Origin of the sequence: Streptomyces phaeofaciens, from assembly GCF_014648915.1 — a bacterium.
Lineage (GTDB): Bacteria > Actinomycetota > Actinomycetes > Streptomycetales > Streptomycetaceae > Streptomyces > Streptomyces phaeofaciens.
The window spans coordinates 692136-711064 of the sequence record NZ_BMSA01000001.1; the positions used below are offsets into that span (position 1 = coordinate 692136).

16 protein-coding genes and 1 pseudogene are annotated in these 18929 nt (G+C 72.5%); 7 read left to right on the top strand and 10 right to left on the bottom strand.

Annotated elements, in window-relative coordinates:
• Positions 1-2 precede the first annotated feature (2 nt).
• The 3 genes from IE275_RS46750 to IE275_RS02850 form a co-directional block, all read right to left on the bottom strand.
• On the bottom strand, positions 3-2378 hold the full coding sequence (locus tag IE275_RS46750; RefSeq protein ID WP_189707062.1) for a serine/threonine-protein kinase: 2376 nt from the start codon (positions 2376-2378) through the stop codon (positions 3-5).
• 174 nt (positions 2379-2552) lie between these two features.
• The gene (locus IE275_RS02845; RefSeq protein WP_189707064.1) at positions 2553-5096 is read right to left on the bottom strand and encodes a discoidin domain-containing protein; all 2544 of its coding nucleotides are present in this window, start codon (positions 5094-5096) and stop codon (positions 2553-2555) included.
• 298 nt (positions 5097-5394) lie between these two features.
• Positions 5395-5826 (bottom strand): MarR family winged helix-turn-helix transcriptional regulator, encoded by a 432-nt coding sequence (locus IE275_RS02850; RefSeq protein WP_189707066.1) that lies wholly within the window; start codon positions 5824-5826, stop codon positions 5395-5397.
• Between the two features lie 136 nt (positions 5827-5962).
• On the opposite strand from IE275_RS02850, the gene IE275_RS02855 reads away from it, so the two are divergent.
• The 4 genes from IE275_RS02855 (at position 5963) to IE275_RS02870 (ending at position 10915) form a co-directional block, all read left to right on the top strand.
• Positions 5963-7369 (top strand): DHA2 family efflux MFS transporter permease subunit, encoded by a 1407-nt coding sequence (locus tag IE275_RS02855; RefSeq protein ID WP_189707387.1) that lies wholly within the window; start codon positions 5963-5965, stop codon positions 7367-7369.
• Positions 7370-7582: 213 nt separating this feature from the next.
• On the top strand, positions 7583-8851 hold the full coding sequence (locus IE275_RS02860; RefSeq protein ID WP_189707068.1) for a PP2C family protein-serine/threonine phosphatase: 1269 nt from the start codon (positions 7583-7585) through the stop codon (positions 8849-8851).
• Entirely contained in the window at positions 8844-10469 is a 1626-nt protein-coding gene (locus tag IE275_RS02865) for a sensor histidine kinase (protein ID WP_189707070.1), read from the top strand. Before IE275_RS02860 ends, IE275_RS02865 begins: the two co-directional genes overlap by 8 nt.
• Positions 10466-10915 carry a response regulator gene (locus IE275_RS02870; protein WP_189707072.1) on the top strand — a complete coding sequence of 150 codons (450 nt, stop codon included), beginning with the start codon at positions 10466-10468 and terminating at the stop codon, positions 10913-10915. Before IE275_RS02865 ends, IE275_RS02870 begins: the two co-directional genes overlap by 4 nt.
• A 75-nt stretch (positions 10916-10990) precedes the next feature.
• Here IE275_RS02870 and IE275_RS02875 read toward each other — a convergent pair whose 3' ends face one another.
• The gene (locus IE275_RS02875) at positions 10991-12145 is read right to left on the bottom strand and encodes a Gfo/Idh/MocA family protein (RefSeq protein WP_189707074.1); all 1155 of its coding nucleotides are present in this window, start codon (positions 12143-12145) and stop codon (positions 10991-10993) included.
• A gap of 110 nt (positions 12146-12255) precedes the next feature.
• On the opposite strand from IE275_RS02875, the gene IE275_RS02880 reads away from it, so the two are divergent.
• Positions 12256-13260 carry a LacI family DNA-binding transcriptional regulator gene (locus tag IE275_RS02880; RefSeq protein ID WP_189707076.1) on the top strand — a complete coding sequence of 335 codons (1005 nt, stop codon included), beginning with the start codon at positions 12256-12258 and terminating at the stop codon, positions 13258-13260.
• A 219-nt stretch (positions 13261-13479) separates the two neighbouring features.
• Here the strand turns inward: IE275_RS02880 and IE275_RS02885 are convergent, their stop codons facing one another.
• From IE275_RS02885 to IE275_RS46760, 5 genes and pseudogenes are all read right to left on the bottom strand, one after another.
• The gene (locus tag IE275_RS02885) at positions 13480-13938 is read right to left on the bottom strand and encodes an SRPBCC family protein (protein ID WP_189707078.1); all 459 of its coding nucleotides are present in this window, start codon (positions 13936-13938) and stop codon (positions 13480-13482) included.
• Between the two features lie 158 nt (positions 13939-14096).
• Positions 14097-14939: a hypothetical protein gene (locus IE275_RS02890; protein WP_189707080.1), complete on the bottom strand. Its 843-nt coding sequence runs from the start codon at positions 14937-14939 to the stop codon at positions 14097-14099.
• 67 nt (positions 14940-15006) lie between these two features.
• The gene (locus IE275_RS02895) at positions 15007-15849 is read right to left on the bottom strand and encodes an alpha/beta fold hydrolase (RefSeq protein WP_189707082.1); all 843 of its coding nucleotides are present in this window, start codon (positions 15847-15849) and stop codon (positions 15007-15009) included.
• A 223-nt stretch (positions 15850-16072) separates the two neighbouring features.
• Entirely contained in the window at positions 16073-16237 is a 165-nt protein-coding gene (locus IE275_RS46755) for a DUF3237 family protein (protein WP_268255248.1), read from the bottom strand.
• Between the two features lie 41 nt (positions 16238-16278).
• A pseudogene (locus IE275_RS46760) lies at positions 16279-16404 on the bottom strand (DUF3237 family protein); the annotation flags it as partial.
• Positions 16405-16545: 141 nt separating this feature from the next.
• Here IE275_RS46760 and IE275_RS45800 point away from each other — a divergent pair.
• Together IE275_RS45800 and IE275_RS02915 are read left to right on the top strand one after the other, a co-directional pair.
• Positions 16546-16728 (top strand): amidase family protein, encoded by a 183-nt coding sequence (locus tag IE275_RS45800; RefSeq protein ID WP_229870079.1) that lies wholly within the window; start codon positions 16546-16548, stop codon positions 16726-16728.
• A 75-nt stretch (positions 16729-16803) separates the two neighbouring features.
• On the top strand, positions 16804-17301 hold the full coding sequence (locus IE275_RS02915) for a hypothetical protein (RefSeq protein WP_189707084.1): 498 nt from the start codon (positions 16804-16806) through the stop codon (positions 17299-17301).
• Between the two features lie 63 nt (positions 17302-17364).
• On the opposite strand, the gene IE275_RS02920 is transcribed toward IE275_RS02915, so the two are convergent.
• The gene (locus tag IE275_RS02920; protein ID WP_189707086.1) at positions 17365-18924 is read right to left on the bottom strand and encodes a mucoidy inhibitor MuiA family protein; all 1560 of its coding nucleotides are present in this window, start codon (positions 18922-18924) and stop codon (positions 17365-17367) included.
• Positions 18925-18929 lie beyond the last annotated feature (5 nt).

The window sequence follows — 18929 nt, forward strand, 5'->3', positions numbered from 1 at the left end:
CCTCAGGTGCGTACGGCGTAGACCTTCCCGTCGTCGGCGCCGAAGTAGACGACGCCGTCCGCCACGGCCGGTGTGGTCCTGACCGCGTCGCCGGTGGTGAACGACCAGAGCTTGTCGCCGGTGTCGAGGTTCAGCGCGTAGAGGGCGGAGTCGGCACTTCCGATGTAGAGGGCGTCCTCGGCGGCGACGGGGGACGACGCGACGCCGTCACCGAGGGAGAACGACCACTTCTCCCGTCCGCCGTCCACGTCCAGGACGTGGACGGCGTCGTCCCCGCCACCGACGCAGACGACGCCGTCCAGGACCAGCGGTCTCGTCTCCGGTACGCCGCCGGTGGAGAACTGCCAGTTCTTCTCACCGCTCGCGGCGTCCACCGCGTACAGATGGCCGCTGTCGGCGCCCATGTAGACGACGCCGTCGTCCACCGCGGGGGAGCCCGGTGCCGAGGAACCGCCGATGTGGAACGACCATTTCTGCCGGCCGGTCACCGAGTCCAGGGCGTAGAGGCAGCCGCAGTCGCTGCCGACGTAGACGGTGCCGTTCGCGACGGTCGGGGACGAGCGCACGTCGGCGCCGGTGTCGTAGGTCCATTCCTTGGTGCCGGTGGTGGCGTTCACGGCGTGCAGGTTGCCGTCGTCGCTGCCGATGTAGACGGTGCCGTCGGCGACGGTCGGGGACGAGCGCACGTCGGCGCCGGTGTCGTAGGTCCATTCCTTGGTGCCGGTGGTGGCGTTCACGGCGTGCAGGTTGCCGTCGTCGCCGCCGATGTAGACGATGCCGTTCGCCACCGTCGGCGACGACCGCACATCGGCGCCGATGTGGTACGACCACTTCTCGTCGCCCGACCCGGCGTCCAGGGCGTAGAGGCAGCCGCAGTCGCTGCCGATGTAGACGACGCCGTCCACCCACGCCGGCGACGAGCGCACGATGTCGCCGGTGTCGAAGGCCCAGAGCTTTTCACCGGCCGGCTCGGTGACGTCTTCGGAGGAGTTCACCGAAGGGGAACCGGAGGAGGGGTCCGGGGTCGGCTTCGTCGAGGGATCGCCGTCCCCGCCGAGCATCTTCCAGCCGGCGTAGGCGCCGCCGAGCCCGGCCGCGGCCGCGGCCGCCGACAGTCCGAGGAGCAGGCTCCGGCGTGAAGGGGAGCGGGACGGCGGGGGGACGGGCGGTCCGGCCAGGACCGGTGGGGGCCATCCCGTCCGGGGCGGGGACGGCATGCGGGGCGCCGGTGGCCCCCAGGGCTGCGGCGGCGCCCGGTGCACGACCGGAGCGGCCGGCGGTGGCGTCGTGGGAGGCGGCGGGGCCGGCGAGGCGGTCCTCTCGTGGCCGCTGCCGGCTGTTCCCGCGGCGCCCACCGGGGTTGCCGGGGCGGCGGGCCTGTCGGAGGCCGGCGGCCGGGGAACCGGCTCCGGCCCCGGTGTCGGCTCCGGTGCCGGTGCCGGCAGTGGGGGAGGGGTCCGGGGCAGGGCCGCGGACGTCTGCTCGCGCACCTCCTGGGCGACGGTCGCCGGCATCCACTCCGGCTCCTCGGTGAGCAGGCCCTCCCCGCCCGCGGCGCCGCCCGCCTCGGCCAGGCGTCCCAGGAGCGCGGCCACACCGGGGCGGCGGGCGGGGTCCTTGGCGAGGCAGTCGGTCACGATGTCGCGGAGTACGGGCGGCACCCGGGTCAGCTCGGGGGCCTCGTACACCGTGCGGAAGTTCAGCGCGTTGGCCGGGCCGGTGCCGAACGGGCCGGTGCCGGTGGCCACATAGACGAGGACGGCGCCGACGGAGAACACATCGCTCGGCGTGCCCACCGGTTCGCCGGTGAGCTGCTCGGGGGACATGAAGCCGGGGGTGCCGACCACCGTGCCCGCGTGGGTCAGCTGGGTGAGCATGGTGACCTCGACCGCGCGCGAGATCCCGAAGTCGATCACCCGCGGGCCGTCGACGGCGAGCAGGACGTTGGAGGGCTTCAGATCCCGATGGATCACGCCCGCCCCGTGGATCGCCTCCAGCGCCTCCGCGAGGCCCGCCCCCAGCGCCAGGGTCGGCTGCTCCGGCCACGGGCCGTGCTCGGACAGGGCCTCGCCCAGCGACATGCCGGGCACGAAGACGGTGGCCAGCCAGGGCGGTGAGGCCTCCGGGTCGGCGTCGACGACCCCGGCCGTGAACGCCCCGTTGACGCGTCGTGCGGCGGCCGTCTCCCGCGCGAACCGCCGCCGGAACTCCTCGTCGCCCGCGAGCTCCGGGCGCACCACCTTGACCGCGACCGGCCGGCCCCCGGGCGAGCGCCCCAGATACACCTGGCCCATACCGCCGGCGCCGAGCCGCGCCACGATCCGGTACCGCCCGACGAGTCGTGGGTCGCCTGCTTCCAGGTCTGCGAACGTCCCCATCAGCACTGTTCCTCTCCCCCGACGGCACGGCCCCGCCGGACCCTGCCGAGGAACAGCATCTTCCCGGATCACCGCTGCCGGCTCAATCGATTCCTGTGTTCGGGAAACAACTGCTGCGGGCCGAAGGATCGGCCCGCAGCAGGTCGGTGTCGGAGCGGGATCACCCGCCGGGGGTCACGGGAACTGGGTGATCTTGGACGGGACGGTGTCGGTGCCGGAGGTCGGTGCTCCGGTGTCGTTGACGACGTGGGCGTACTGGCCCTTGCCTCCCAGTGAGATCACCTGGAGGCTGTGCAGCCTGACACCGGTCCTGACGGGCACCTGGAAGCCGTGGTGCTGCACGATGGTGGGGTCGGAGGTGTAATTGCAGTAGCTGCCGAGACCCCACGCCTCGTGCTCGTTCACGGTGTCGGCGACCTTGTAGGCGGCGTAGCCGACGATGCCGTCGTGGGTGATGGCGGCGGCGTTGGGGGCGTCGTAGGCCTTCTCGTTCTGGAAGAAGATCGTTCGGCCGCGTTCGCCGTTCCACAGGACGTCGTACTTGTTGAAGTGTTCGACGAACAGGCCGGTGGCGAGGACGTCGTCGCCGTTGACCCGCAGTCCGTAGTCGGCTCGGTTGGTCTCCCAGCCGACGCCCTCGCCGTGGTCGGCGCGCCAGATCCAGGTGTGGTCGATGACGACGTCGTCGCTGTTGACCACCACGGAGTCGGTCGCCAGTCCCGGGCCCGCGCCGCCGATGCGGATGAACACGTCCTGCATCGTGGTGGGGTTGGCGGAGTGGTCCGCGGCCGCGCCGGCGGGGCCGATCCGCAGCAGGGTGTCGGACCTCGTGGCACCGGCGTCGATGAGGAACCCGGCGAGCCGGACGCCGTCGACGTCCGCCACGTGCAGGGCATCGATGCCGCCGTCGGGGATGATCGTGGCCAGGCCCAGTCCGAGCACCACGGTGTTGGCGCGGGTGACGTCGATCGTCTGGTCGAGGTGGTAGACGCCGGGCGTGAAGAGCAGGTTGAGGCCCTGGGCGAGCGCGGTGTTGATGGTGGCGGCGGTCGCGCCGGGCTTGACGACGTAGAACTGGCTCAGCGGGAGCGAGGTGCCGGCGTTGGCGGGCCAGGACACGCCCCGGGCGTTGGTGCGCTTGGCGGGGACGAAGACCTTGTAGTCGTTCCCGTCGAGGTAGAGGAACGGCTTCTCGCGGGAGATCGGGGTGGTGTCCAGCGTGGTGTAGGGGCCGCTGTCGAAGTTGGTGGCCGGGGCGCCCTGGACACCCGTGAACGTCATGTTCCACACGCCGTTGGTCCACCCGCCGACCGAGCTGTCACGGGTGTACCACTGCTGCTGCGAGTACGGGCCGACCGTGCCGTCGATCTTCGAGTCGGCGATGTAGCCGCCGGAGGCCCAGCCGTAGCCGTTGGGGGCGAGGTTGAGGCCGCCCTTGACGTGGATGCGGCGGAACGGCGCGGCCTGGGCGACGGCCCAGCGGTCGGTGCCGTTGGACGGCGTGATGGCGAGGTTCTCCGCCGAACGCCAGAAGTTCTGCGTCGCGTTGCCGTTGAACCAGCCCGCGTCGACGGTGATGTCACCGTTGATCTGGGTGTCGTCGGGGTTGAGCCCGAGGCCGGAGATCGAGGTGTAGAAGCCGAGTTGGGCGTTGATGCCGTTGTAGGTGCCCGGCTTGAGGAGGAACTGGTAGCGCCCGCTCCCGAACTGCGCGGACTCCTGCTGGGCGAAGACCTGGTCGAACTTCTGTTGCAGGTTGGGCGTGGAGGGGTCCACGACGATCACGTTCGGGCCCAGGTCGCCGCCGCCCTCGACCGGGGGCGTGCCGCCGCCTCCGGTGTGGACGGCGAACTCCCACAGGGAGTAGCCGTAGGGGGTCGCGCGCGCGGTCCCGAGGACGCGGACGTACCGGCCCGAGCCGCTGACGTCGTAGGAGGCCCGGCCCCCGGTCGCGCCGGTGACGGTCTTCAGGGTGGTCCAGTTCTGGCCGTCGGCGGAGGCCTGGAGCTGGAAGTCCCTGGCGTACGCCGCCTCCCAGTTCAGGTCGACCTTGCAGAGGTCCTGGACCGAGCCGAGGTCGACCCTGAGCCACTGGGGGTCCGACGCCTGGCTGGACCAGCGGGTGGAGTCGCTGCCGTCGAAGGCGGCCGAGGCGGGGGTGCCGGCGTTCTCCGTCGACGAGGCGGAGGAGGCCTTGCCCTGGGCCGCGTTCGCGGTGCCGCAGGTGCCGGGCTGGGTTCCGCCGGTGGTCCCGAACACCTGGAACTCCCAGAGGGAGTAGCCCCAGGGGGTCGCCCGGTGAATGCCCTGCATCCGCACGTAGCGGCCCTGTCCGGAGACGGCCAGGGTGTCGGTGCCGCCGTCGCCGTCGGTGACGGACCGCAGGTCGGTCCAGGAGCTGCCGTCGGCCGAGGACTGGATCTTGTAGTCCTTGGCGTAGGCCGCTTCCCAGGTGAGGACCACCTGGTTGATGGAGGCGGTGGTCCCGAGGTCCACCTGGAGCCACTGGTCGTCGGTGGCGGCCGAGGACCAGCGGGTCCCCGTGTCGCCGTCGACGCCGGCGGCCGCGGGGGTGCCGGCGTTCTCGGTCGAGGAGGACGTGGCCGTCCTGCCCTGGGACAGGTTGGTGTCGGCGGCCGCTGCCGACGGCGCTATGACGGGCAGGGTGATCAGCGCCGCCGTGCTGGCGAGCGCGACACCCAGGGATCTGAGTCTCATGCCATGTTCCCTTGCGGGTGCGAGGAGGGATGGTCGCGTACGGGCGCCGTGCCGGGACCGTTGTGCGCGTGCGGGAGGTGGGGAGGAGCGACGACGTGGGCACAGCACTTAGTTCACGACTTGATTTAAATGATGACCTCAGTGATCCGGCAAGCCCTCGGACAGCAGAATTCCTGCAAGTTGTGCACGCCGTCGGCGTGTTGACACGGCGTCCGCGTTCAGTGCGTGACGTCGGGAAGCGGGGCGGCGCCGGTGCGGGGCGCGGTCCGCACCCCGCGGATCCGGCCGCGGACCGCCGTCAGGCCGTGGCCTCGCGGATGCGGGCGAGCAGGTCCCGCAGGAGAGCGCGGTCCTGTGCGCCGAGCCCCGCCGTCGCCTCGGCGAGCGCGCGGCCGTCCACCTCCTCTGCCTCGCGATGGCACTCCAGGCCCTTGTCGGTCAGCCGCAGCAGGAACGCGCGGCGGTCGTGCGGGTGGCGTACGCGCTCCACCAGGCCGTCCCGTTCCAGGCTGTCGACGATGCTGGTCGTGGTCCGTGGCGCGACGCCCGTCATCTCGCTCAGGTCCCGCATCCGCAGCGGCTGTTCCGCCCGCGCGAGCATCCGCATCGCGCGCAGCCGGGCGACCGAGGCGCCGCCGGTCCGCAGCCGGGCCTCCACGAACTGGCGCAGCTGGTGGGTCGTCTCGTACAGCTCGTCGACCAGGACGTCGCTGCTGCCTTGCACTGCCATTGCCGCTCCCGTGCTCCGAAAAACCCGATTCTATGAGTACCCACATAGTGAGTATGCTCAGCATGTGCCGTTCATCAGTCGCCTCCGCCTGCCCGTCCGTTCCCGCCCGCTCAGTCAGCGGCTGGTCGTCCCCGTCATGTGTGCCAGCGTCACCTTCATCGCGATCGTCGACGGAGCGATCACCACGGTCGCGCTTCCCTCGATCGCCGGCCAGTTCCGGCTGACGACGGCCGCTCTCGACGGAGTGGTCGTCGTCTACCCGGTCTGCCTGGCCATGGCCATCCCGGCCTCCGCCTGGCTGGTCGAACGGTTCGGCGGCAAACGGGTCCTGCTCACGGCACTCGGCGCCTTCCTCGGCTCGTCACTGCTGTGCGGGGCCGCCGCCGACCTCACCCAGCTCGTCGCCTTCCGCGCCGTCCAGGGACTGTCCGCGGGTGTGCTCTTCCCGGCCTCGGCGGCCCTGCTCTTCGCCACCTTCAACTCCTCCGAACAGGTGCGGATCTCCCGCTACATGATCATTCCGCAGCAGATGGCCCCCGCCGCGGCTCCCGTCCTCGGCGGGTTGCTGGTGGACCACCTGTCCTGGCGCTGGGTCTTCTACGTCAACCTGCCGGTGGGCATCCCGGTCGTGCTGTTCGGCGTCGTGTTCCTGGCGGAGCACCGCGGCCGGCCGCCCGGCCGCTTCGACCTGACCGGCCTGCTGCTGACCGCCGCCGGACTGGGCGCCGCGATGTTCGGCATCAGCGAAGGCCCCAACCGCGGCTGGTCGTCCGTCGCCGTCGTCACCGCCCTCGTCCTCGGCGCGGTCCTCCTAGCCGCCGCGGTCGTCTTCCAACTGCGCACCGCCGAACCGCTCCTGAAGCTCCGTCTCTTCGCGGACCGCCTCTTCCGCGACACCAACCTGATCAACCTCGTCGGCCTCGTCCCGATCCTCGGCGCCATGTACCTCGGCCCGCTCTTCCTCCAGCAGGCCCAGGGCCGCACCGCCGTGGAGTCCGGCACCAGCACCTTCCCCGAGGCCTTCGGTGTGCTCCTGACCGTCCAGATAGTCGGAGTCCTCTACGCCCGCGTCGGTCCCCGGATCATCGTCGGCTGCGGACTGGCCGGCGTCAGCGTGGTCCTCCTGCTCTTCGCCACCTGCGACGAGGACACCAACCTGTGGACCTTCCGCGCCTACATGTTCCTGCTCGGCGTCGCCATGGGCGGCGTCTTCATGCCGACGACGGTGGCCTCGCTCGCCAACATCGCCCGGCAGGACCTGGCGCAGGCGTCCACGCTCAACACCGTGGTGCGCCAGACCGGAGGCGCCCTCGCACCGGCGGCGGTGACCACGGTCCTCGTCCTGAGCACCCCCGCGGCCGCCGTCGCCGATCCGCCGGTCGGCGCCTATCAACACGCGTATCTCGCCCTGGCGTTCGTCGCCGCGGTGACCGCGGTCTTCGCCTTCACCCTTCCGGACGCCCCGGCCCGCGCCGCGGCGGGAGGCACCGCCGCGTCGAGCCGGTCCGCCCTCCGACGGCCCCGGCACGAGAAGACCGGCTGAAGGACGCCGCACGGGCGCCCGCCCGCCGGGCACCGGGGCACACGGGAGGCCACGGGCGGGAGTCGGTCCCCGCGGCCCCAGGGGCCGGCATCCCGCCCGCGCGCACGCGACCTTCGGAACGGGGCCGAACGGCTGATAGCGTGACGGCGCTCATGACGGGTTGTCGGCCGGCAGCGGATGGGGGCAGGCGCGCAGGGTGGGGAAACCAGGGCGATGGTGAGGCCGGAAGCGGAGACCGTCGGTTCGTCCTCGCCCCGGCGCGAGGACACCGACGTGGTGTGGCAGTGGCGTGAGCCGTCCGTCCTGCTGGTCGAGGACGACTCGGGCGACGCCCTGCTGGTGGAGGAACTGGTCGCCGACAGCGCCTTGAAGATGCGCCTGCGGTGGGTCCGGTCGATGGCCGACGCGCGGGAGGTGCTGGCCCGGGAGACACCGGACTGCGTCCTGCTGGACCTCAACCTCCCCGACGCCCACGGCGTGGAAGCGGTCTCGCAGATCCGGACGCACGCCGACCAGGTCGCGGTCGTCGTCCTCACCGGTCTGGCCGGGGAGGAGACCGGCCTCGCCGCGGTGGCGGCCGGCGCCCAGGACTACCTGGTCAAGGGGCGGGTCGAGCCGGACCTGTTCGGACGGGCCGTCCGCTACGCCATCCAGCGCAAGCAGGCCGAGCAGGCGGCGGTGGCCCTGCGGGCCAGCCAGATGCAGGCCCGGGAGAACGCCCGGCTGGAACGGGGCCTGCTGCCGCGTCCACTGCTGCGCGGCGACGGCGTCGAAGCCGTCGCCCGCTACCGCCCCGGCCGCTCCCAGGCCCTCCTGGGAGGCGACTTCTACGACATCGTGCAGAGCACGGACGGCACCGTGCACGCGGTCGTCGGGGACGTGTCCGGGCACGGTCCCGACGAGGCGGCCCTGGGCGTGGCCCTGCGGATCGCCTGGCGGACCCTGGTGCTCGGCGGTGTCGCGGGGGCCGAGCAGCTGACCCGGCTCGAGGAGATCCTCGTGGCCGAGCGGGCCCGGAGCGAGGTGTTCGCCACGCTCACCAGCCTCACCGTCGCACCGGGCGCACGCCACGTCAGGATCACCCGGGCAGGACATCCGGGGATGCTGCTGCGCACCCCCTCCCGGGTGCGCTGGGTGGAGGTTCCGGGCGGGCCCGCGCTCGGCGTCGTGCCCGGTGTCGCCCGCTGGCCGGTCGAGGAGCTTCAGGTGCCGGACGGGGCAGCCGTGGTGCTGTTCACCGACGGTCTGTTCGAGGGGTACGTCGGCCGGGGCAGGGAACGCCTGGGCGAGGACGGGCTCCTGCGCCTCGCGCGGGACATCGCCGCGCCGGCCGCCGAGGACTTCGTCGACGAGCTGATCGGGCGGGCGGAGGAACTCGCGGAGGGCCAGGGCGGTCTGGACGACGACGTCGCGGTCCTGCACCTGCGGTGGAACGGGAACGCGCGACCGACGCGGGACGGGGCCGGAGAGCGGAATGGATAGGCGCGAAACCGGCACACGGTGGAGCGGCAGCCGGCTGACCGTGCAGGGCTGGTTCCATCTGGCGCTGTCCGTGATGGTGCTGCTCGTGGTCGTCGGCACCGTGGTCGGGGCGCGCCTGCTGAGCCAGACCGGGGACACCAGTGACGAGCTGGCCGATCGCGTCCTGCCCGCCCAGACGGAGGCGTACCGGTTGCAGTCCGCGCTGGTGAACCAGGAGACGGGCGTACGGGGCTACGCGATCGCCGCCGACCCGCAGTTCCTCGAACCGTACGCGCAGGGCAAACGGGACGAGACCCGCTCGGCCGCCCGGCTGCGCCGCCTCATAGGCGACCACGCCACGCTCCGCGCGAATCTGGACGCGGTCGGGAAACAGGCCGCCGACTGGCGCCGCACCTACGCCGAACCCCTGGTCGCCGGCGTCACCGTGGGCCGGCCCGGGAAGATCGACGCGGCGACGGCAGAGCGGGGCAAGAAGGCCTTCGACCGGCTACGGGCCCTGGTCGCCGTGCAGAACACCGACCTCGCGCGGGCCGTCCGCGACGGCAAGGACCGACTGGAGCACGTACGGACCCAGCGCACCGTCATCCTCAGCGCCATGGTGGCGATGTTCCTGCTGACCGGCGCGGTGCTGGCGGTGCTGATCCGGCTGCTGGTCGCCCGCCCGCTGGCGGAGCTGCGCGCGTCCTCCCGGAGAGTGGCGCGCGGGGACTTCGGCCATGTCATCACCGGCGGGGGACCGAGGGACCTGACCGCCCTCGCGCAGGACGTGGAGTACATGCGGCTCCAGATCGTCACGGAACTCGACGCCTCCCGCGACCAGCAGGAGAACCTCGCCCGGCAGACGGCGGCCCTCGACGACCAGGCCGTGGAACTGCGCCGTTCCAACGCGGAACTGGAGCAGTTCGCCTACGTGGCCTCGCACGACCTCCAGGAACCGCTGCGCAAGGTGGCCTCCTTCTGCCAGCTGCTGGAGAAGCGGTACGGGGACGAGCTGGACGACCGGGGACGGCAGTACATCGACTTCGCCGTCGACGGCGCCAAGCGCATGCAGGTCCTCATCAACGACCTGCTCACGTTCTCCCGCGTCGGGCGCGTCAACGACGCCCGGCTGCCCGTCGACCTCGACGAGGCCCTCGGCAGGGCCCTCACCAACCTGGACACCGCCCTGACCGAGACCGGCGCCCGCCTCGAACGGCCGGAGGAACTGCCCGAGGTCGTCGGGGACCCCATGCTGCTGGCCATGCTCTGGCAGAACCTGGTCGGCAACGCCGTCAAGTTCCGTCATGCCGACCGCACCCCGCACATCCGCATCACCTGCGACCGGCATCCCGAAGAGCCCGACACCTGGCTCCTGACCGTCACGGACAACGGCATCGGCATCCCCCAGGAGTTCGCGGAGAAGGTCTTCGTCATCTTCCAGCGGCTGCACGGCCGCGACGCCTACGGCGGCACCGGCATCGGGCTCGCCCTGTGCAAGAAGATCGTCGAGTACCACGGTGGGCAGATCTGGATCGACACCGCCCACAGCGAGGGCACCCGCTTCCGCTTCACCCTGCCGGCTTCCCCCGCCGAGAAGCCGGCCGCCCCCCACGACACCGACGAGAAGGCCCTGACATGACCACTCCCGCCGCCGCCCCCATCGACGTCCTCCTGGTCGAGGACGATCCGGGCGACGAACTGATGACGCGTGAGGCCTTCGAGGACAACAAGATCGGCAACACACTGCACGTGGCCCGGGACGGGGAGGAGGCGCTGGACTTCCTCTACCGGCGCGGCGGGTTCACCGACGCGCCGAGGCCCGACCTCATCCTCCTCGACCTCAACCTGCCCAAGTACGACGGCCGTCAGGTGCTCGAGAAGATCAAGTCCGACCCCGACCTGTCCCACATCCCCGTGGTGGTGCTCACCACCTCCGCCGCGGAGGAGGACATCCTGCGCAGCTACAAGCTCCACGCGAACGCCTACGTCACCAAGCCGGTCGACCTGGACCAGTTCATCGCCGCGGTACGCCAGATCGACGACTTCTTCGTCCAGGTCGTCAGGCTGCCCCGGACCGGCCTCTGAGCCGCTCCACCCGCCGCGGGCGTACCGTCGCGAGGGCACCGGGCACGGCGCCGGCCGTCCACCGGTGCCGGTCCGTCACGGCAGGTCCACCCATGCTCCCCGCTCGGCCGAGCGGCTCATCGCGTCGAGTGCGAGGGCGCTGTGCACCGCGTCCGCGAGCGTCGCCCCGTACGGGACGCCCTCGGCGACCGAGCGCAGGAAGGCGTGGGCCTCGATGACCTTGAGGTCGTCGTACCCCATGCTGGACGCCGCGCCGGGCTGGAACGCCGCGTACTCGCCGTGTCCCGGACCCACGTACACGGTGCTGACCGGCTGGTCCTGGTAGGTGGTCCCGCGGCTGACACCCAGCTCGCCCATGCGCCGGAAGTCCCACAGGACGGCGCCCTTGGTGCCGTGCACCTCGAAGCCGTAGTTGTTCTGCTCGCCGACCGAGACCCGGCACGCCTCCAGCACACCCCGGGCGCCGGAGGCGAAGCGCAGCAGACAGTTGACGTAGTCCTCGTTCTCCACCGGGCCCAGCTCGCCGCCCGTGGCGCGGGTGTGCCCGGCGGTGGCCCCGGTGGGCCGGGCCCGCTCGGGGATGAACACGGCGGTGTCGGCGGTCAGGGAGGTGATGTCCCCGAGGAGGAAGCGTGCGAGGTCCACCCCGTGCGAGGCCAGGTCGCCCAGGACCCCGCTGCCGCCGCGGTCCCGCTCGTAGCGCCAGGTCAGCGCGCCCTCGGGGTGCGCCGCGTAGTCGCTGAACAGCCTGATGCGCACATGTGTGACCGTGCCGATCTCGCCGGAGGCGATCAGCTCGCGGGCGTACGCCACGGCCGGGGCGTTGCGGTAGTTGAAGCCCACCGTCGCCTGAAGGCCGTTCTTCGCGACGGCGTCGGCCACCGCGCCCGCGTCCTCGGCGGTCAGCCCGACCGGCTTCTCGATCCAGATGTGCTTGCCCGCCTCGGCCATGGCGACGCCGATCTCGCGGTGGAGGAAGTTCGGCGCGGTGATGCTGACCGCCCGCACCCGGGGATCGGCGGCCACCTCCCGCCAGTCGCGGGTGGTCGACGCGAACCCGAACTGCTCCGCCGCCTCCTGCGCCCGGCCCGGCACCTCCTCCGCCACCATCACCAGTTCCGGGCGCACGGCGACCTGCGGGAAATGGTGCGCGATCCGCTGGTAGGCCTGGGTGTGCACCCGTCCCATCCAGCCGAAACCCACGACGGCGACGCCGAGTGACCTCACCATGCCAGCCCTCCTTTGGACCGATCCAGAAACTGGAAGCTCACCCTGAAGTCCATCCATCCAGCTGTCAAGGGCCTTTACAGGGCCGTCCACCGTATGGAACGGTCCATGGCATGAGAACTCCGACCATCCGGGACGTGGCCGAGCGGGCCGGCGTGTCCAAATCGCTGGTCTCGCTGGTCCTGCGTGGCGCGGAGGGGGTGCGACCGGAGAAGCGGCAGGCGGTGCTGGCCGCGGTGGAGGAGCTGGGCTACCGGCCGAACGCGGCCGCCCGCAGCCTGAGCGAGCGGCGCACCCGCACGGTCGGCGTACTGCTCAACGACATGCGCAACCCCTGGTTCGTCGATCTGATCGACGGTCTGCAAGCGCGGCTGTACGACAGCGGACTGCATGTGCTGCTCGGCGACGGCCACCTCAACCGGCGCCTCGGCGAGGATCTCACCCGTACCTTCACCGAACTCCGCGTCGACGGCCTGGTGGCCGTCGGGACCCTGCCCGACCCGGACGCGCTGCGCACCGCCGCCCGGCACGTCCCGATGGTCGTCGCCGGCACCCGCGAGCCGGTGCTGCCGGGCGTGGACATCGTCGCCAACGACGACGAGCACGGCGCCCGGCTCGCGACCGAGCACCTCATCGGCCTCGGACACCGGCACATCGCCCACATCGCGGGGCTCGGTGCGGTGGGCGAACTGCGCCGGCGCAGCTTCGAGGCCACCATGCGCGAGCACGGCCTCGCCGGCACCGCCGTGGTGGAGCAGGGAGACCTCACCGAGGAGGGCGGCTACCGCGCGACCGTTCGGCTCCTCAACCGCGCACGGCGTCCCGATGCGATCTTCGCCGTCAACGACATGACCTGCGTGGGCGCCCTCTCGGCGGCCGAGGAGACCGGTCTCGTCATTCCCCGGGACCTGTCCCTCGTCGGCTACGACAACACCTACCTCGCCCGGCTGCGGCACCTCTGGCTGACCACCGTGGACAACGCCGGCCATGACGTGGGCCGGCGCGCCGCCGGGCGGCTTCTGGACCGGATCGCCGACCCGTCCCGACCCGCCGAGGTCGACCTCGCGGTGCCGCGGCTGAAGGTGCGGGGCTCGACCGCGCCCGCGGGGGCGGCCTGACGCCGAAGGGCTCGGCCCGGCCGGGGGATCACCCGCTCCGGCAGCGACGGAGTCCGCCGGCGAACGCGCTGCATCCGATCGCGCCCGCGGTCCGGAAGAAGGTGGTGGGGCCCCGTCCTGTGATGTTCCCCCGAGCCGGGACGGGTCCCCTCCCAGACAGCACGGCACCGGCCGGCCGGGTGGCAGGCCGTGCGCGGCGCGTGGGTCCGCCCGCCGGGGTCAGCGTGCGGCGATCGCGGCCTCGGCCGCCGCCTTGATCCGGCGGCCGAACGCGTCGGCGTCCTTGCGGGCGGCGCCGAGCGCCAGGCCGACGAGGAGCTTGCCCAGTCCGTGGCCTTCCAGGACGTTGAAGATACGGACCCGGGTGCGGCCGCCCTCCAGCGGTTCGAGGTCGTAGCCGCCCTCGCGCGCCATCACGATGTTCTTCGAGACCTCGGCCCAGCGGATCTTCCCCGGGGCTTCGAGGGCGGTGATCCGGAACTCCCTGCCGGTCTTCATCCCGGCATCCTTGACCGTGCTCCGGAACACCGTGCCGACCGCGGTCGGGCCGTCGGGCATCCGGTCGATCCTGAGCACCCGGGGGCTGAACTGCGGATCGTTGCGCCCGTCGGCGAGGTAGGCGAACACCTCCTCGACCGGCCGGTCGACCTCGACCGTCGCTTCGAACTGTCCCGACATGGACCCTCCCGTCTCTTCGGTCGCGCCGGCGCCCGCGCGTGGTGACGCGCCGCACCGCCCGTCCTGCCGTAGCGACATCGCGACCCTACGCGAGCGGCGGGCGTCGCGCGCGGCGAGTGGCGTAATCGCCGAGCCGGACGGGACTTTGCGGACACGGCCTAAGGGCGTTCGAAGAGCTGGAGGAGGCCGGCGAGGGAGAAGCAGAGGGCGCCGGTGAGGGTGCCCCAGTTGGCGATGTCGGCGTTGACGAGACTGCCGGTCGTGGGGCGGGTGTAGGCGGTGACGGCCGAGACCATGAACAGGACGGAGCCGAGCTGGTTGACGGCGACGATCCACCAGCCCAGGCTGCGCGGCCGGACGCAGCGACGGCCGTGGCAGATCTCGGCGAAGCCCAGATGCCCGGACACCAGGAAGAGGAGGCAGCCGACGATGTCGGGCACCCAGATCAGCCGGTTGACCTGCTGCACGCTCAGGCCCTGGAGAAAGGAGTCCAGCAGGTCGACGGCGAAGACGAGGGTGCCGGTGAACAGGACGAAGGCGCTCAGCCAGTCCACCCGCATGGGTTCGTAGCTCCACCACCGCCAGGACGGCGTGACCAGCCGGCCCTCGCCGCCGCCGACATGACGGGGCGCGTCGATCACCTGGAGCAGCGAGACGTACCCGCCGGTGTTGAAGAACAGGCCGCCCGCGAAGTAGATCGAGGCGCACTCCAGGGCGTCGCCGGAGCCGAACTGCGCGACGGCCGCCCCGGTCGCGAACAGCGCACCGCCGAGGATGAAGGCGGTCGCGGCGATGGCGTTGAGCCTGCGCAGCCGGCGCAGGCCCACGCTGTCCGCACGGGTGCGCCGGCTGGTCGTCGCCCCGGGCGGACGGACGGCGAGAACGCCGCGCCGTCGCGCGAGTCGTGACTCCCACACCGCGGTGCCGCCGTCGGGAGGATGCCAGGTGAGCCTGGTCGTGAACGGTCCCGCACCTTCGGCGCGCTGCTCGGGCTGCCCCACGGGCCGAGCCTAGGGCGCACCGGGGCCGCGACCGCGGCCGAAACGCCGACCGCTTGCCGGGCAGGCCCTAGCCGCGGAAAGCCTTCCGCAGGGCTTCGCCGAACTCGGTGGGGTGTGTGGTGAGGCCGACGTGCCCGCCGGGGAAGTGCTGGAGTTCCGTGCCGAGGCGCTCGGCCAGGAAGGCGGCCGGGCGGTAGGGCAGTTCGCCGATCGACTCCCGGCCGCCGGCGAGCACCAGCCGGTCCGACAGTGTCTCCAGCCGGTGGAGGTCGGGGGTGTAGGACATGAACGCGGGCGCGATGCGTCCGATGAAGTACGGCAGCCCGGCCAGTGTCTGCTCGGCCCGGGCCGCGGCCTGCGGCGGGAGCTCGACCTCGGACTTCGAGGCGCCGGTGTCGGGGTCCTCGTCCTTGCTGAGCCCCGCCGCGAACACGGCCATCGCCGGCATGAGCCCCCGCGTGCGGAACGTCTCCTCGACGCGGGCGACGAGCGCGCGGTGCTCGGCGGCGTCCGGCAGGACCTCCACCACCGGGGGTTCGTGCGCCACGACGCGTTCGAGGCGTTCGGGACGGGTGAGGAGCAGGTGGAGGGCGGCGATCGCGCCCGAGCTGGAGCCGAACACCCGGGCGGGCTCACCGGGCGACAGCAGATCCAGCAGGCGCAGCGCGTCGTCGGCGTGTTCGGCCACGTGCTGCTCGGCGTCGGGGTCGTCCAGGGTGCTTCGGGAGATGCCGCGCGGGTCGTAGGTGGCGACGGTGTACTCGGCGGCCAGGTCGTCGGCGATGCCGGTGAGGGAGGCCGTGCCGCCCGTGCCGCCGGGGATCAGCAGCAGGAGCGGGCCCTGTCCGCGGACTTCGTGGTGGAGCGTCGCGCCGTCGACACGCAGCCTGCCGATGGTCGGAGCGGTCATGGGGGTCTCCTTCTCGGGATGCGCGCCGTCCGGCGCGTACGGCCGCCACCTGATGGCCCGTCAGCCTGTCGGGCCCGGCGGTCGGCCTTTCTGCGTTCCTAGGGTCCCTAGGTATAACCTAGGGACCCTAGGAACGGCAAAGGAGTATCGGCCCGGCGACGCCCGCGGCCCGGAACCGCGGGCAGGGCGGCCCGGAACCGACGGTTCTCCGTGCCCATGCCGCTCAGTCCACCGTGTAGCAGCGGATCACGATGTGCCCGTCCTCCTCCCGGGCGAGGCCCACGAAGGCCGTTCGCGCGAGCCACCGGTGCCGCTCGGCGTCCGTGCGGAAGACGGGCGCGGTGCGGAAGTACGTGCCGGCCTCGGCGAGCCGCGGGTACTGGACCAGTCGCCCCCGCCGGCCAGGACGGTGCCGTTCAGACGCGGGCCGTGGACCGTGCCGCCGGTGATGGGGGTGAACTCGGTGCGCTCGCCGTCGCCGTGTCCGATGTGCAGGCTGGGGGCGATCGCCGCCCGGATCTCGAAGGCGTGGGTCAAGGAGGGGACGACGGTCATGCCAGGTGTCCGTTCTGTGCGGTGTGGCGGGTCGGCTTCCAGCCCGGGCGCGGCACGGAGTCGCGCAGCCGCCGGGTGTAGGGGTCTTCGGGGGCGGTCAGGACCGTCTGCGCGGGGCCGGGCAACGACATCGGGGGGTCCATCCGCTTCCCGGCCGCCTGCTGCGGCGTCGTCGGGGTACGTTCCACGGTCGGCCGGATCGCCGACTGGGCCCCGCCCGCGAGGAGGACCTCGTCCTCGACGCCGCGCAGGCCGTCGAGGACCGGGCCGGGGTGCCACGACCGTGGTGACTCGCCCCCCCCAGTGGCCACTTGTCGCCGTTGACCCGGCCCTGTCGCCGTGCGAGCGTCACCGGGACGCCGCCCTCGCTCCGCAGGGCGACCGACAGGAGGGGAAAACATGCACACACCACGGTCCCGTCACACACCACCGTCCCGTCCCACGGCGGCGGTCGCGCTGGCGGTCGCCATGACGCTCGCGGCGGCGGGCGTGGCGGGAACGGCGGGACTCGCCCAGGCCGCGGAACCCCGGCACGCCGCGGGCGCCCCGAACGTCCTCGTGATCCAGAGCGATCCGACACCCGAGGAACAGGCGCAGTTACGTGAGGTCGCCGGTGCGATCTGGACGCCGGAACTGGCGGCCGGCTGGAACATGAACACCGATGTCGCCGCCGTCCTGTCCGATGCCACCGGTCAGATCCTGCGCTGCTCCGAGGCGTTCGCGCTGGTGCCCAAGCCCCCGGGCTTCCTCCCCGGCATCGGCTACCTGGTCAGCTACGCGCAGCAGCTGAGGAACTACTTCCTCGCCGTCCGCGACAACCGCACCTACCGCGCCTGCGTGGTGACCGCCGCCGCGAACTACCGCACCGCCGTCGAACTCGCCTCCATGGGGATCTGAGACCGGCGCCCCGGCGGCCCCGCACCGGCAACGGGGCGGCGGGCGGGCGCGGTTCGGCCGGGCTCAGATCCCGGAGACCTTGGCACCCGCCGACACCTCGTAGACCAGGGTGACGGTGCGCCGGCCGCCGGCCGGCAGGGCGAGATTCCAGCGGGCGATGCCGTCGGCGTCGACCGTGTCCGGGGCCGGGGAGCAGTACTCCTTGCTCAGACGGACCTCCACCGCCGAGACCTCGGAGACCGGAATCCGTTCCCGCAGGACGATCACCCGTTCGTCCTGCTCGCCGGGGGCGGAGAACCGGGACAGGTGGAGCCGGACGGTGCGGGTGAGCACGGTCTTCTGGGTGAGGCCGGTGGTCTCGCGGGACTCCTCGGTGTGCCGGACGACCCGGTGGTCGTCCCGGCTGCCGTAGGCGAGTTCGACGGGAGCGCCCGGGGCGGTGAAGTCCAGGGTGCCGCGACCGGTGAAACCGCTGCCGCGGACGAGGTCGACCGGTCCGGCGAGCAGGGCGTGGCCGGACCGGTTCTCGAACCGCACCACCTGGGTGACCAGCGGCGACAGCTCGGGGGTGCAGGCGTACTCGATGCCCGCGGGCGTGGTGAAGACGGAGAGCGGCACGCGGTGGGCGCGGCCGTCCGAGGGCACCGAGACCGGTGCGGGGGAGTGCAGCACCCGTACCTCGCCGCCGTCGTCCACCCCCGGCAGACCCGGCACCGGGGCCGGCCCGAGGTCCGCGATCTCCTCCTCGCGCAGCTCGACGTCGACGCTGCGGCGCTCCGCGGCGGTACGGTCCTGGAGTGCCAGCCGGTCCTCGCCCAGCCGGGGCGGCTCGGTGGCGAGCGCCGAGCGGGCCGTCGACAGCGTCAGCCGTACACCGGACCAGTCCTCGCCCGTGCGCTGCCAGACCGTCGCCTCCGTCTCCAGGGTGAGGGAGTCCCCGTCGAGCACGGCCCGGTAGGCGGGCCGCCACAGCGCGCACGGGGTGAGATGGCTCAGGCGCAGCCCGGCCGGTCCGGCGGCCGCGGCCTCCACGGTCAGCTCGATGTGGCCGACCAGTTCGGCGGGTTCCTCCTCGGCGAGGTCCATGGCCCGCTCGACCTCGCCGAGTTCGGCGTCGACGGCGGTCAGCCGGGCGTCCACGGTGCGCAGTTGCTCGGCGTACGCGTCGCGCTCGTCGTCCACCCGGTCCAGCTCGCCCGTCCAGCGGTCCCCTTCGGACTCTCCGGAACCGGCGCCCTCCGCGATCTCCCTCAGCAGATCGGCGCAGAGCCGGCCGAGCGCGTCGAGGCGGGCGTGCAGCCGGTCGCGCCGTCGGCCCAGGGCGAGCCGCTCCTCGTCGAGGGCATGCGCGCGGTGCCGCAGGGCGGAGTCGTCGGCGGCGGGCCGCGGCCCGCGCGGCGTCCAGCTGCGGACGATCCGCACATCGAGTACGGCCGCCGGGCCCTCGGCGGTCAGCTCGGCGTGCAGGGTGCGGTCGACGGCCAGCGCGCTGACCGGCCCGAGGCGCAGCCGCTGGACGCCGGCCTCCAGGTCGAGCACGGCGGTGCGCTCGACGTGGGCGCGGTCCTCCAGGCAGGTGACGGCGGTGACGGGGAGGGGAATCGGCTCCGGTGCCGTGGACATGAGGT

Excerpts from the sequence above, each read along its gene's own strand:
- IE275_RS46750 (WP_189707062.1), bottom strand. The coding sequence starts at position 2,378 with ATGGGGACGTTCGCAGACCTGGAAGCAGGCGACCCACGACTCGTCGGG.
- IE275_RS02845 (WP_189707064.1), bottom strand. The coding sequence starts at position 5,096 with ATGAGACTCAGATCCCTGGGTGTCGCGCTCGCCAGCACGGCGGCGCTG.
- IE275_RS02850 (WP_189707066.1), bottom strand. The coding sequence starts at position 5,826 with ATGGCAGTGCAAGGCAGCAGCGACGTCCTGGTCGACGAGCTGTACGAG.
- IE275_RS02855 (WP_189707387.1), top strand. The coding sequence starts at position 5,963 with ATGTGTGCCAGCGTCACCTTCATCGCGATCGTCGACGGAGCGATCACC.
- IE275_RS02860 (WP_189707068.1), top strand. The coding sequence starts at position 7,583 with ATGGTGAGGCCGGAAGCGGAGACCGTCGGTTCGTCCTCGCCCCGGCGC.
- IE275_RS02865 (WP_189707070.1), top strand. The coding sequence starts at position 8,844 with ATGGATAGGCGCGAAACCGGCACACGGTGGAGCGGCAGCCGGCTGACC.
- IE275_RS02870 (WP_189707072.1), top strand. The coding sequence starts at position 10,466 with ATGACCACTCCCGCCGCCGCCCCCATCGACGTCCTCCTGGTCGAGGAC.
- IE275_RS02875 (WP_189707074.1), bottom strand. The coding sequence starts at position 12,145 with ATGGTGAGGTCACTCGGCGTCGCCGTCGTGGGTTTCGGCTGGATGGGA.
- IE275_RS02880 (WP_189707076.1), top strand. The coding sequence starts at position 12,256 with ATGAGAACTCCGACCATCCGGGACGTGGCCGAGCGGGCCGGCGTGTCC.
- IE275_RS02885 (WP_189707078.1), bottom strand. The coding sequence starts at position 13,938 with ATGTCGGGACAGTTCGAAGCGACGGTCGAGGTCGACCGGCCGGTCGAG.
- IE275_RS02895 (WP_189707082.1), bottom strand. The coding sequence starts at position 15,849 with ATGACCGCTCCGACCATCGGCAGGCTGCGTGTCGACGGCGCGACGCTC.
- IE275_RS02915 (WP_189707084.1), top strand. The coding sequence starts at position 16,804 with ATGCACACACCACGGTCCCGTCACACACCACCGTCCCGTCCCACGGCG.
- IE275_RS02920 (WP_189707086.1), bottom strand. The coding sequence starts at position 18,924 with ATGTCCACGGCACCGGAGCCGATTCCCCTCCCCGTCACCGCCGTCACC.